The sequence below is a fragment of the Candidatus Leptovillus gracilis genome, from assembly GCA_016716065.1.
GTDB classification, from domain to species: Bacteria; Chloroflexota; Anaerolineae; order Promineifilales; family Promineifilaceae; genus Leptovillus; species Leptovillus gracilis.
Genome location: JADJXA010000013.1, coordinates 130,216 through 143,493, shown reverse-complemented (window position 1 = coordinate 143,493; position 13,278 = coordinate 130,216). Strand labels below are relative to the sequence as shown.

Genomic DNA, 13,278 nt, shown 5'->3' with positions numbered 1-13,278 from the left:
TTATTGGCATGACCGGCAGCGAGGCTGAGTTGTTAGGCGTTACCACGCAGTTGGGCATCTATTACCAAAAACATGAGGGAACGCCAGCCACTGGCTATCTGGTTGATCATACGGCGACGGTAAGTGTGATGGATCGGAACGGCCGTTTGCGTCTGGTATTCCCTTTTGAGACCAAAGGGGAAGATATGGCCGTGGATCTGCGCTATCTGCTCCATTACGATTGACAGGTTACAAACACAAGCAGTCAAGGAGGTTTTGGATGGAAAAAAAAAAGTACAAAGCTCCACAGGGTACGATGGCGATCATGATAATCTTCATCATCCTCATCATCGCGTTATGGGGCAGCGCGTATCTGACGCTGTTGTCTCGAGGAGTGACCATCACGCCATGATCCACATCGAGCCACAACGAAAAAATATACATCATCTTCAGCGTCGCCCTGATTTCGGTCTTCTTTGCCGCCGTCGGCGTCAGCAGTTTTGTGTATGGCATCCAGGTCCCGGTCCCGGAACAAAGAGTTGATCCCTGGACATATCGCCACGCCTGGGCCCGGCAATCCCTTCGGCGAACCCGGCTTGCGCGAGTTGGTGCCCGGAAAGCGATACGAAGCCTACATTATGTCCCAGACATGGTCCTTTGTTCCGCGAGAAATTCGGGTTCCTGCCGGTTCCACCGTCACCTTCTACGTCACCAGCAAAGACGTGCAGCACGGATTCCGGATCAACGAAACCAACGTCAACATGCAAATTGTCCCCGGTGAGGTGTCCAAGTTAACCGTTACCTTCGACGAACCCAAAGAATACGATTTTGTCTGCCATGAATATTGCGGCGTTGGGCACCATACCATGGCCGGCAAAGTCATCGTAGAACCATAAGGCAGGAGGGAAGACAGAAATGTTTGCGCGAGAACACAAACTAACCGCCTGGAATATTGGCGTGGCCATGACGGCCTTATTCATTGGTGGCTTTTTTGGCCCATTACAAAAATTAGAATACGTCGGCATCAACTTTTACTCCACCCTGAACAAAATCGGCGTCGCCAGCTATTACCAGGGGCTTACCATTCATGCCGTCCTCAATGCCCTGGTGTGGACTACCTTTTTTATCGTTGGATTTTTCACCTTTACCGTCACCCACAGCCTGAACAAAGAGCTGACCCACCCCAAACTCAACGCTGTCGGTCTGATCACCATGATCATCGGGTTGGTCATGGCTGCAATCCCCATTTTGCTAAACCTGGCCACTGTCCTATACACGTTTTATCCGCCTCTGATGGCCAATCCGTTCTTTTACATCGGTCTGGTTTTGGTGGTCGTTGGTTCCTGGATTAGCGGTTGGGGCTTTTACCTGACGTACATCGCCTGGCGTAAAGAAAACCAAGGCGTCAGACGCTGTTGATCGCCCTGGTTCCTGATTACCATGGTGATGTGGCAAATCGCCACGTTGGGCGTGCGACAGAGCTGTTGGTGCTGGTGATTCCCTGGTCTTTTGGCCTGGTGGAAGGCACAGACCCGCAATTGGCTCGCACTTTTTCTGGTTCACTGGCCATCCGCTGGTTTACTTCTGGCTGCTGCCGGCTTATGTTTCCTGGTATGGCATGTTGCCCAAGCAGGCAGGCGGCAAATTGTTTAGCGAGCCTCTGGCCCGTCTGGTCTTCTGGCTGTTCCTGGCCCTGTCGATTCCCGTTGGTCTGCATCATCAATACCTGGACCCCGGCGTACCGGCCGGTTGGAAGTTTTTGCATGGCTTGCTGACCTACTTGCTGTTTTTACCCAGTATGCTGACCGCCTTCAACGTCGTGGCTTCGTTGGAAATCGGCGGGCGGAATAACGGCGGTACGGGCTTGCTCAGTTGGGTACGGGCGCTGCCCTGGGGCGACCCATCGTATGCGGCGCAGAATTTGGCGATGATTCTGTTTGTTTTTGGCGGCATTGGCGGCCTGACGAATTCGTCTTATAACCTGAATTTGGTGGTACACAATACCAGTTGGGTTCCTGGTCATTTCCACTTGACCGTCGGATCGGCCGTTACCCTGACCTTTTTTGGCATCGCTTATTGGCTGGTTCCTAAACTCAGCGGCAAGCCGTTGTGGAACCGCAAAATGGCCCTGATCCAGGCCTGGACCTGGTTTGTGGGGATGCTGTTGATGGGCAATGGCCTGCACATTTTGGGCCTCAACTATGGTTCGCCGCGCCGCACGATGTTGGGCGTTGCCCCCTACGCCACCGACGCCTGGATGCCCATGCTGATTGAAGCGGCCATTGGCGGCATTATTCTGGGCATTAGCGGTTTGTTGTTCTACGGCAACATGCTGGGCACGGTTTTCTCGAAGAAACGGCTTGCCGCGCCCATCGAAATGCCTGTGGCCGAACCTTACGATATGGAACACCCGGCGCCAGCCTGGCTGGATAATTGGAAGCCCTGGCTGGCCGTGACCGTGTTGTTGATCATCGTCGCTTACGGCCCAATTTTGGTGGACATGATCATCAACGCCAATATGACCTCTCCTGGTTTTAAGGTGTGGTAAACGCTTTGGTTAACTGCCTGACGATTGTCTAGTACCCGTATTCGGCGATCCGTATCCCGTATTCCGCAGGACGCCAACTCTGGCAAATGCCACCGGAAAACCGCATACGGACTTCAGTTTGCGGCTATTAGTCGGGTCTCATGCCTGATACCCGATTACCCGATTGTGGTCTACCATGTTCATAGGCGTTGCAGTATAATTGCGAAGTTCTTAACAATTGAATGGGCATCCGACAAGTGAATGCGCCGCGCCTGTTGTTGACCCGGTGAAGTGCGTCAATAAGCTGCGCAAATGTTCAACTTCTCCGCAGAAGTGGAACATTTAGACAGGTTTGTTATGTATTTTCCTGGTCAGCGCTGGGTAGGATTTGTTGGTTTGCCCCACAATTTCAGTTTATGTTAAATGGAGGTAGAAACAATGCGTAAGTTTTGGATGGTTGTTGTACTGGTGATTGCGTTATCAATGGTTTTGGCTGCCTGTGGTGGCGGCGGCAGCAGTGAGCCTGAAGCTGTAGGTGTCGTCGGCAATCCGGCGCGGGGCGAGAAGCTCTATGCCCAGACCACGATTGGTTCGGCCAGTGCGCCTGGTTGTATTACCTGTCACTCGCTGGAAGCGGGGGTTGTGGTGGTTGGCCCTTCCCATGCTGGCGTTGGCACACGCGCCGCTACTTATACGGAAGGTCAAACGGCCGAAGAGTATCTGCATGAATCTATTCTCAGCCCAGATGTGCACATTGTAGACGGATTTACGCCAGGCGTGATGTACCAGAATTTTGGCGCGGAACTGAATGAGCAAGAGATCGCCGATCTGGTTGCTTATATGCTGACGCTGAAATAGTCGAAGCTGTGTTGGCTGGTTAAAGAATGTGGCTTTGTGACTCCGGGCAAGAGCTTGGGGCACAAAGCCATTTTTGTCTGTCTATCATGCGAAGGAAACTGGCGGAGCCGGAAGTATTGCCAGGAGTGGATGCCGCGAGTGATTGCCAGGTGGCAACGGCCGTCTCTCCCCCATCTCTCACTCTGCCCGAGATATTGCCAGTCAGCCGAAGCTGAGTACGAAGCCGACCATCCCTACGACGTATCCTGGGATGCTGTTGGTGGCGCAGCCAGCGCCATGTGTGACGTCTGGACACCGGAGTCGGGACGTTCCCGGAGAACGGCCGTTCTCCCCACACCCTCGCCCATTGGCGGCCGCAGCAAACAGCCTGGGCGCACGGCCTGGAAAGAATAGCCCTGGCCGTCGAACGCCCCGTCAACCGGCTGGTTGGCAGCCTGCAATTCAACCCCTTTTACCATACCGGCACCATTGCCTTCTTTCTGCTGCTAATCGTTGGCCTGACCGGTCTTTACCTGTTCATGTTTTTCCAGTATGGCTACGACCTGTCTTATAACGCGGTTGCCCGACTGGAAGGCCAGTTTATCGGCCGTACCATGCGCGCCATCCACCGGTATGCCTCTGGCGCGCTGGTGATTACGACCCTGCTGCACGCTTACCGCACGCTGGTTATGGAACGGTTTCGCGGACCGCGCTGGCTGGCCTGGGTAACGGGTGTGGTGATGACGCTGTTTCTGTGGCTGGCCGGCGTCACCGGGTATTGGCTCATTTGGGACCAGCGGGCGCAGGCCATCAGCGATGCGTTTACCGGTTTGCTGCAGCGCTTTACTGCCTGGGGACCCGGGGTGATGACGCGCCTGATTCAGGCCGAAATGGCTCAGAATACGTGGTGGATTATTGGATTGGTGATGGCCGCCCATGTGTTGTTGTTTGTGGTCACGGCCGTCTTCTTCTGGTTACACATCAAACGCCTCAGCCGGGCCAAATGGCTGCCCGACACCCAATGGACGGTAGGGCTGGGCATTGTCTTGCTGCTGGGGGCGATACTTTTCCCGGTGGGGATGCTGCCCCAGGCCAATACCTTGCAGCTGCCCGGCTCCATCACCCTGGACCCCATTTTTCTTTTCTACTTGCCCGCTGCCGGCACAACGGCCGAAATCATATTATGGGTTTCTTTGTTGGTGCTGACGGCCGTTGGTCTGGCCCTGCCCTGGCTGTCGAAGGGCCGGCGCGCCGACCCCGCGCCTAAAGTGCATATCCTCAAGGATCGCTGCACCGGCTGCACCAAATGCGCCCTGGATTGCCCGTTTGGCGCGATTCAAATGGTGGAGCGGCACGATGGCAAGCCGCACAAATACATCGCCATCGAAGACCCCAGCCTGTGCGTCTCCTGCGGCATTTGTGTCGGTTCGTGTGATGGCGTGGCTGTCAGCATGGGACACGATGCGCCGGAAATTTTGTGGGACATAGTGGCCGCGCAGTTGGCTCTGGCCCAGGCTAAAGCACCCGCCGAAGGCGTTAAGGTGATTTTTACCTGCGAACGGCATGCCGCGCATGGGGCTAAACCATTTTTACCGGGGAACGGCCGTTCTCCCAACCAACCGGCCATTGAAGTCATCGCCTTACCGTGTGTGGGCGCCGCGCCGCCCGATTTGTTGGTGCGCACATTAAATGCCGGGGCAGCGGCCGTACAGGTTGTCGGCTGCCCCCCGGACGACTGCGCCAATCGGGAAGGCAACCTGTGGACAGAGCTGCGCCTGCTGCGCGAACGTGTGCCCCGGCTGAAACGGGCTTACGCCAACAGCCCCATCACCGCCGCCTGGCTGCCCCCCAACGATTTCAGCCAGGCCATTGAATTAAAGTCAGTCACCAGACCAAACCCGGAAACGGGGCAGGCAGAGCCAGACTACCCGGCCAACCGCCGCCTGTTTGTGCCCTTCACCTGGCGCAACATCGCTGCCGCTTTTGCCCTGCTGGCGCTGGTGATGGTCATGCAAATTTTCCTGACCGACCTGCCTTTTCGCCCGCAGCCGGCGCAGCCGGTGATCGTGCAAATTGCCCTGGATGACCCTTCCGCGCCATTTGGCCCGCTGCCGTCTAGTCTGCATCCGACGACGACCATGCACATGCAGTTGGTGGTAGATGGGGATGTGGTATTATCAAGCTCTGTGGACACGGCTGATTGGCAGAAAAAGAAGCCCAAACCAATTTTGGCCGAACAGGCCATCGCTCCTGGCGAACATCATATTACCTTGAGCTTGGTCAATGAGGCGGCGCGCACCACTCTGGTTCTGTTTGACGAGACGGCCGTTTTGCAGCCCGGCCAAATACTGCGTCTGACCTTTCAGCCATTCCAAGACCCCGGCTGTTTCCGCGACTGCCCGTAATCCGCCCGTTTCTTAAATTGCGCGAAGATTTCTTTGGACACATGTCATCGCTTTCAGCAATTAATGGTCAGCAGGAGTTCCTATGGCTTTTCATGGTGGTGGTTGGTTTGCTTATATCCGGCATGACGATGCCCAGGACCGTCCGGCGATTACCCGCGAATTGTTGTGGCGGGTGTGGGGGTTTGCACGGCCGTATCGCGGCCAGGTCGTTTTGTTGTTGTTCACCATTTTGCTCATCACCGGGTTGTCGCTGCTCTCGCCACTGCTCATCCGCGCCCTCATAGATACGGCCATCCCCGATCAAAATTACCGCCTGCTGAATCTGGTCGCCCTGGGCATGGTGCTGATCCCGCTGCTGAACGGCGTCATCGGCGTCTGGCAGCGCCATCTCAATTCCGAAATCGGCGAAGGCGTTATTTTTGATTTGCGCTGCACACTGTACGCCCACATGCAGCGCATGTCTTTGCGCTTCTTCACCCAGTCGCGCACCGGCGAACTGATGTCCCGCCTGAACAACGACGTGGTTGGCGCGCAGCAGGCCATCAGCAACACCACTGTCACCATCATCTCCAACGTCGTCTCTTTGCTGGCTACTCTGGGCATCATGCTGGCCCTGGAGTGGCGGCTGACGCTGCTGGCGTTGGCGATCTTACCCCTGTTTGTGCTGCCGGCGCGCCGCATTGGGCGCGTCTTGCGCGATTTGCGCCGCAAATCCATGGAGCACAACGCCGAAATGAACGCCACCATGAACGAGACGCTCAATGTCAGCGGGGCGTTGTTGGTGAAGCTGTTTGGCCGCGAACAACGCGAAGTACGCCGCTTTAGCTACGACGCCGCCCAAGTGCGCGACATTGGCATTCGTTCGGCGGTGATTGGGCGTTGGTTTTTTATGCTGCTCAGCGTGGTCAGCGCGGTGGGGGTGGCGGCCGTGTATTGGGTGGGCGGCCTGTTGGTGCTGCAAGGCGCTTTTACCGTTGGCACGATTGTCGCGTTTGGCGCGTATCTCAACCAGTTATATGGCCCGCTGATGGCCCTGACCAACGCCCCGGTTGAATTTGCCCAGAGTATGGTCAGCTTCGAGCGGGTTTTTGAAGCGTTAGACATCCCGGTGGAAATTCAGGCGAAAGAAAATGCTTTGGCGTTGGCGCAGGTAAACGGCCGTCTCCAATTTGAAGATGTTTCTTTTACTTACGTGGACGTGGAAAACGGCCAGATTGGCCTGCAAGAAGTACACCGCTTCGACTGGAACAGCGAGGCGCACGTGAAACGAGGCAAGCAGCGGGGGCCAATGGTGAGGCGGACAACGAGGAAACGGCCGTGCCGCCGCAAAACCGTTGGGCGCTGCAAAACATCAACTTCACCATCGAGCCGGGCCAACTGGCGGCCCTGGTAGGGCCGAGCGGCGCCGGCAAAACCAGCATCACCTACCTCATCCCGCGGCTGTATGACCCAACAAACGGCCGTATCCTGCTAGACAACCACGACATCCGTGACCTTACCCTGCCAACCCTGTCCGACAATATCGGCATGGTCACCCAGGAAACTTACCTGTTTTATGACACCATCGCCGCCAACCTGCTCTATGCCCGGCCCGATGCCAGTCAGGCAGAGATGATCGCGGCCGCCCAGGCCGCCAACATCCACGATTTCATCATCTCCCTACCCGATAGCTACGATACCGTCGTCGGCGAACGTGGCTATCGCCTCAGCGGCGGCGAGCGCCAGCGCATCGCTATCGCCCGCGTCATCCTGAAAAACCCCCGTATTCTGGTACTGGATGAAGCCACATCACACCTGGACTCATTGTCTGAGGCGCTAATTCAGGAGGCATTGCAGCGTGTGATGCAGGGGCGCACCAGCCTTGTCATCGCCCATCGTTTGTCTACCATCCTGGCGGCCGACCTGATTTTGGTGATGGAACAAGGGCAGTTGGTCGAGCAAGGCACGCACGAATCGCTGCTGGCGCAAGGCGGGCTGTATGCCAGCCTGTACGAAACACAGTTCAAACCCCATTTAACTCCCACCACCACAATGAATTAGATTCGGCTGCTCCGCCCAAAGACCCCTTCACCCTTCACCCTTCACCCTCCACCCTCTACCCTCTCTCACGTCTTCAGAGACACTTCCGCCAGGGCGTCGGCGCTGGCGAACTGCATGTGGTAAAGACGCGTGTACAGGCCATCCGGCTGCGCCAGCAGGCTGGCATGGTCTCCTTGTTCCACAATGCGCCCCTCATTCAGCACCAACACCCAATCCGCATTCACCACCGTACTCAGCCGATGGGCGATGACGAACGATGTGCGCCCTTGCATCAACCGGTCCAGCGCTTCCTGTACCAGGCTCTCGCTCTCGCTGTCTAGCGATGAGGTGGCTTCGTCCAAAATGAGGATGCGTGGGTCTTTTAACAGGGCGCGGGCGATGGCCACCCGCTGGCGCTGCCCGCCGCTGAGCTTCACGCCGCGTTCGCCGACCGGTGTGTTGTAGCCTTCGGGTAAATCGCTCAAGATGAAGTCGTGGGCGTTGGCGGCGCGCGCGGCCGCTTCCACTTCGTCGCGGCTGGCGTCTAGTTTGCCGTAGCGGATGTTGTTGTACACCGTGTCAGAGAACAGGGTGGTCTCCTGGGGCACAATGCCAATTTGCTCGCGCAGGCTGCGCAGATTCACGTCGCGGATGTCGTGGCCGTCTATGGTGACACGGCCGTTATCCACATCCCAGAAGCGCGGAATCAGGCTTACCAGGGTAGACTTGCCCGCCCCGCTCGGCCCCACCAAAGCGATCACCTGGCCGGGCCGGGCGGTGAACGAGACAGAGCGTAACAGGGCAACGGCCGTGCTGTAGGCAAAACTCACGTCTTCAAACACCACCTCGCCATTCACCAGCGGCAGCGGCGGCGCATCTGGCCGGCTGATTATCTCCGACGGTGTATCCAGTAAGTCGAACAGCCGCTCGGTGGCCCCAATAGCCGACTGAAATTGGGCATACAGCCCGGCCAGCGAGGCGATGGGCGCAGCCACCAGCATGGTGTAAATCAGATAGGCCACCAGGTCGCCAGGCGTCAGCCGCCCCTGAATGACCTCGTAGCCGCCAAACCAGAGGGTGATGGTAATTGAGGCGAAGGCCATAAAGCCGATAATCGGCCCCAACACCGCGCCGATTTTTGCCCGGCGCATGGCGGCGTTGAAGATGTCTGTCACCCGCGCCGAAAAGCGCCCGATTTCATATTCCTCGCGGGCGAAAGATTGCACAATGCGCACCCCGGAGACGGTTTCTTCCAGCACGTTGGCGCCTTGGGCCAGGGCGTCTTGCACGGCCGTTGCCGCCCGACGGATTTTGCGCCCCAACCAGACCATCGTCAGGGTAATCGGCGGGATGCCCAGCAGAATGATCAGCGTCAGCCGCCAGTCCAGCACAAAAAGCAAAATAGATGCGCCTACGAGGGTGATGGCCTGCCGCAGCAGGGCGACGAGGTTGTCGGTGACGGCCGTTTGCAGCAGCACCACATCGTTGGTAATGCGCGACACAATCTCGCCGGTGCGATGGTCGGTGAAGTATTTGAGCGACAATGACTGCAAATGACTGTATACCGCCACACGAATGTCGGCCACCACGTTTTCGCCCACAAAAGCCAGCGACAATTGGTTGACGAAACTGGCGACGCCTTGCAACAAAAAAACCACAAGCAGCCCCAACGCCAATTGGTTCAGCAAGGTGAAGTTTTTATCTACCAATACAATGTCCACCAGGTTGCGAATGACCAGTGGCAAAATCAGGCCCAGGGCCACGCTAAACAGCAGCGCCAGGATAGACACGACCATCCAACGGCGATACGGCCGTACATAACGCAGCAGCCGCCGGTAGGTGTGTATTTGTTCACCAGACAGGCGGGGCACACGGCCGTCTACGTCCGTTTCATAGTCACGGCCCATCCGTCTCAATCTCATAGCCATCGTTTCGACTCCAGTCATGATTCGATATAAAAACTGTATCTTACAGGCAAACGGCCGTTATGACAGATTGTCTCATGAGCTTATGACGAAAATCACTGGCGCAGCGCGGCGTGGATGGCTATTCTTACACCTGATGAATGCCCCGCAAATCAACGGCAAGCCGACACAGGCAGCGTCACAGACCACCTTTTGGTGGCGCAATTCCGCTGCGCCAGCTTGCCAGAAACCGGATCCCAAACCGGGCGACCTCTGTTCGGCTTGTGGTAACGGGCGTCTGGCATATGATGGTCTGTTTGTGCTGACCTGTCCCGTTTGTGGACACGCGGTCGCAGGCGGCGCGTTTACCTGATAGCTTATTGTTCCTGGAAGCGTGTCTTCCAGCAAGTTGAGCAAAGGAGACTTTTATGGATGCAAACGTTACCTGGCACGATGGCCTGCAATTTACGGCCGTTGCCGACAGCAGCCACCCCATCACCATTGATGGTGATTTTAGCGTAGGCGGGCATGACTTGGGCGCACGGCCGTTGGAGTTGATGCTGATCAGTCTGGCCGGCTGCACCGGTATGGACGTGATTTCCATCCTCCAGAAAAAACGGCAAGACGTCACCGGTTTCCAGGTGCGGGTCCACGCCGAGCGGGCTGCGACCCACCCGAAAGTGTTTACAGCTATCACCGTTGAATATGTTTTGCACGGCCGTAACCTGGACCCCAAAGCCGTCGAACGAGCCATCGAACTGTCAGAAACCGCTTACTGCCCGGCTCAGGCTATGCTGGCAAAGGCTGTGCCCATCAGCCACACCTACCAGATCATTCAAACGTAGACTCCAACACCCATACCTTGCCTCCCGCCTGTCTCGCCTCTCTTCGGGTCTTGTTGGGCGAGACGGCGCGGGAGAATGCCGTCCCCTGCGGCTGTTCTCTGTCCGCGCCATCCCGCCCATGCCAAAACTACCCCCGGTTTTTGATTCCACACCGCTATCTTGTGCATATTGGTTCATATAATAAACCAAAAGCAATGAACTAGATTCTATTATTAACTATTTACCGCTTTTCAGATGTGACATTTGTCACCGAGAATCTATCAATCTGTCACTATCCTAACGGTGTAAAAAAGCGCATAATCCATAGTAGCTGCGGGGTAAAAGCCGCAGTTATTGTCGCCTCATTGGTTGATTCCCAAACTGTAAGTTACCAACCTGGCGCAAAGGCAATGGCGGCTTATTCCCACATAGACGGCCGTTGTCCACACCAAGAACCGCCACAAGTCATTGGGCGGGCGTCACCCATCCCGTGACGCCCGCCCCCCTTAAAAGGAGTTCCCATTATGGCAAAAGGTCGAGTCGTCATTGACGTAGAACGGTGCAAAGGCTGCGAATTGTGCCGTGAAGCGTGCCCCCAGGACATTCTGGTGCTGGCCGAAGACCTGAACGGCAAAGGCTATCGCCCCGTCATCTTGTTAGACCCCCTCCACGACTGCACCGGCTGCACCCTGTGCGCCACCGTCTGCCCCGATGGCTGTATCACCGTTTACCGCGACATCCCCCAAAAACCGCAAAAAAAAGAGCCTGCGCTGAACGCCCACTCGTTCAGTCTGGCCGCTTAGGAGGCCCCATGGCAAAAGAGTTATTAAAAGGCAACGTCGCCATCGCCGAAGCGGCCGTGCGCGCCGGCTGCGAAGCCTATTTTGGCTACCCCATCACCCCCCAAACTGAACTGTTAGAGCATATGTCCAAACGAATGCCCGAATTGGGCCGCGTCTTTTTGCAGGCCGAATCCGAAGTAGCGGCGGTGAACATGGTCTATGGCGCGGCTTCGGCCGGCGTGCGGGTGATGACCTCCTCCAGCAGCCCCGGCATCAGCCTGATGCAAGAGGGGTTTAGCTACATCGCCGGGTCTGAAGTGCCGGCCGTCGTGGTGGATGTGATGCGCGGTGGGCCGGGCCTGGGCAATATCCAGCCCAGCCAAAGCGATTATAACCAGGTGGTAAAGCAGGCCGGACATGGCGACTTCCACCCCATTGTGCTGGCGCCGGCCACTGTTCAAGAAGCCATTGACCTGATGACCCTTTCCTTCGACCTGGCGGAAAAGTACCGCACACTCGTCTTTTTGGTGTTGGATGGGGCTATTGGGCAGCTTATGGAACCGGCAGAACTGCCGCCCATGCGCGAGATGACCGGGTTACGGCCGTCTTGGGCGCTAACCGGTCAGGACAAACGACGGCAAAACGGCCGTCTGCCCGACAAAAACATTATCACTTCCATCCACATGAGCGCCGAAGAGCTGCACATTTTCAACGTCCATTTGCAAAACAAACTGGCCGCTATTGAAGCCAGCGAAGTGCGCTACGAAGAAAACTTCATCGAAGACGCCGAAATCATCGTGGTGGCCTTTGGCACAGCGGGACGAGTGGCGAGCACGGCCGTTAAAAACCTGCGCAAAGCCAACGTCCCGGTGGGCTTTTTCCGCCCCATCACCCTTTGGCCCTTCCCCGAACAACGGCTGGCCCAATTAGCCGACCGCGCCAAAGCCTTCCTCGTCGTCGAAATGAACGCCGGGCAGATGTTCCACGACGTGCGCGAAGCAGTTGGTCGCAGCGTGCCGGTAGAATTCCTGGGCCGCATGGGCGGCCTGATGCCCTTCACCGACGAAATCGAGCAAGAAATCCGCACTGTCTGGCGGCGCAGCGAAGTGCTGGCCCTTCACCGGCAGCAATAGGAGAACAAACGCATGGTAATGTTAGCCCCTGAACAGCAGCTAGAAAAACTGGTCTACGAACGGCCGTCCAGCCTGGAAATGTGCCACACCCATTACTGCCCCGGCTGCACCCACGGCGTGGCCCATCGCCTCATCGCCGAAGTGATTGATGAGTTGGGTATTCAAGAACGCACCATTTTGGTGGCCCCGGTGGGCTGCGCGGTGTTTGCCTACAACTATTTTAATGTAGACGCGGCCGAAGCGGCGCACGGCCGTGCCCCAGCCATGGCCACCGGCATCAAGCGTGTCAACCCCAACAGCATCGTCTTCACCTACCAGGGCGATGGCGACCTGGCCTCCATTGGCCTGGCCGAGGCCGTACACGCCGCCTCGCGCGGCGAGCAGCTAACGGTCATCTTCATCAACAACGCCATTTATGGCATGACCGGCGGCCAGATGGCCCCGACCTCCCTGAGCGGGCAAATTACAACGTCGTCGCCGAACGGCCGTGAAGTCCTCTCCACCGGCCAACCCATGCACGTCGCCGAAATGATGGCCGGGCTGCCCGGCGTCGTCTACAGCGTTCGCCGCAGTCTGCACGACGCCCGTCACGTTATCCAGGCCAAACAAGCCATCAAAACCGCCTTCGAGGCGCAAATGCAGGGCCTGGGTTTCAGCATCGTCGAGCTGCTCTCAAGCTGCCCCACCAACTGGGGATTAAATCCCCTAGACGCCGTCCACTGGGTCCGCGACCAGATGATCCCGGTCTTCCCGCTGGGCGATTATAAAGTGGCCGACGCGCTGCAAAGCAAACGCGCCCGCAGTTAATCACCCGGGAGCGCGGACGTCCCGTCCGCCACGCCGCCTGTCACTGGCGCAAGGGCGGCTG

At 57.2% G+C, this 13,278-nt stretch carries 13 protein-coding genes and 1 pseudogene; 12 read left to right on the top strand and 2 right to left on the bottom strand.

Annotated features, from left to right (window positions below):
• The 5 genes and pseudogenes from IPM39_23390 to IPM39_23370 all read left to right on the top strand — a co-directional run.
• On the top strand, positions 1–224 hold a 224-nt coding region (locus tag IPM39_23390), incomplete at its 5' end, for an SCO family protein (GenBank protein ID MBK8988978.1).
• 35 nt (positions 225–259) lie between these two features.
• Complete coding sequence (locus IPM39_23385; protein ID MBK8988977.1) at positions 260–391, top strand: cytochrome c oxidase subunit 2A; 132 nt, start codon at positions 260–262, stop codon at positions 389–391.
• Positions 392–617: 226 nt separating this feature from the next.
• The gene (locus tag IPM39_23380) at positions 618–875 is read left to right on the top strand and encodes a cupredoxin domain-containing protein (GenBank protein ID MBK8988976.1); all 258 of its coding nucleotides are present in this window, start codon (positions 618–620) and stop codon (positions 873–875) included.
• A gap of 19 nt (positions 876–894) precedes the next feature.
• Positions 895–2,527, top strand: a pseudogene (locus IPM39_23375) (cbb3-type cytochrome c oxidase subunit I).
• A 417-nt stretch (positions 2,528–2,944) separates the two neighbouring features.
• Complete coding sequence (locus IPM39_23370; GenBank protein MBK8988975.1) at positions 2,945–3,364, top strand: cytochrome c; 420 nt, start codon at positions 2,945–2,947, stop codon at positions 3,362–3,364.
• Between the two features lie 233 nt (positions 3,365–3,597).
• Here the strand turns inward: IPM39_23370 and IPM39_23365 are convergent, their stop codons facing one another.
• Positions 3,598–3,822 (bottom strand): hypothetical protein, encoded by a 225-nt coding sequence (locus IPM39_23365; GenBank protein MBK8988974.1) that lies wholly within the window; start codon positions 3,820–3,822, stop codon positions 3,598–3,600.
• Between the two features lie 60 nt (positions 3,823–3,882).
• Between IPM39_23365 and IPM39_23360 the strand changes: the two genes are divergently transcribed.
• The gene (locus IPM39_23360) at positions 3,883–5,748 is read left to right on the top strand and encodes a hydrogenase iron-sulfur subunit (protein MBK8988973.1); all 1,866 of its coding nucleotides are present in this window, start codon (positions 3,883–3,885) and stop codon (positions 5,746–5,748) included.
• A gap of 1,242 nt (positions 5,749–6,990) precedes the next feature.
• Positions 6,991–7,788: an ATP-binding cassette domain-containing protein gene (locus IPM39_23355; protein MBK8988972.1), complete on the top strand. Its 798-nt coding sequence runs from the start codon at positions 6,991–6,993 to the stop codon at positions 7,786–7,788.
• Positions 7,789–7,853: 65 nt separating this feature from the next.
• Here the strand turns inward: IPM39_23355 and IPM39_23350 are convergent, their stop codons facing one another.
• Positions 7,854–9,674 (bottom strand): ABC transporter ATP-binding protein, encoded by a 1,821-nt coding sequence (locus IPM39_23350; GenBank protein MBK8988971.1) that lies wholly within the window; start codon positions 9,672–9,674, stop codon positions 7,854–7,856.
• Between the two features lie 103 nt (positions 9,675–9,777).
• Here IPM39_23350 and IPM39_23345 point away from each other — a divergent pair, with 103 nt between their 5' ends.
• From IPM39_23345 to IPM39_23325, 5 genes are all read left to right on the top strand, one after another.
• Complete coding sequence (locus tag IPM39_23345) at positions 9,778–10,044, top strand: hypothetical protein (GenBank protein MBK8988970.1); 267 nt, start codon at positions 9,778–9,780, stop codon at positions 10,042–10,044.
• Between the two features lie 55 nt (positions 10,045–10,099).
• Positions 10,100–10,516, top strand: a complete 417-nt coding sequence (locus IPM39_23340) for an OsmC family protein (GenBank protein MBK8988969.1) — start codon at positions 10,100–10,102, stop codon at positions 10,514–10,516.
• 503 nt (positions 10,517–11,019) lie between these two features.
• Positions 11,020–11,298, top strand: coding sequence for a ferredoxin family protein (locus IPM39_23335; protein ID MBK8988968.1), 279 nt, complete (start codon positions 11,020–11,022; stop codon positions 11,296–11,298).
• An 8-nt stretch (positions 11,299–11,306) separates the two neighbouring features.
• Positions 11,307–12,410: a 3-methyl-2-oxobutanoate dehydrogenase subunit VorB gene (gene vorB / locus IPM39_23330; GenBank protein ID MBK8988967.1), complete on the top strand. Its 1,104-nt coding sequence runs from the start codon at positions 11,307–11,309 to the stop codon at positions 12,408–12,410.
• Positions 12,411–12,422: 12 nt separating this feature from the next.
• The gene (locus IPM39_23325) at positions 12,423–13,217 is read left to right on the top strand and encodes a 2-oxoglutarate oxidoreductase (protein ID MBK8988966.1); all 795 of its coding nucleotides are present in this window, start codon (positions 12,423–12,425) and stop codon (positions 13,215–13,217) included.
• The last annotated feature ends 61 nt before the right edge of the window (positions 13,218–13,278 follow it).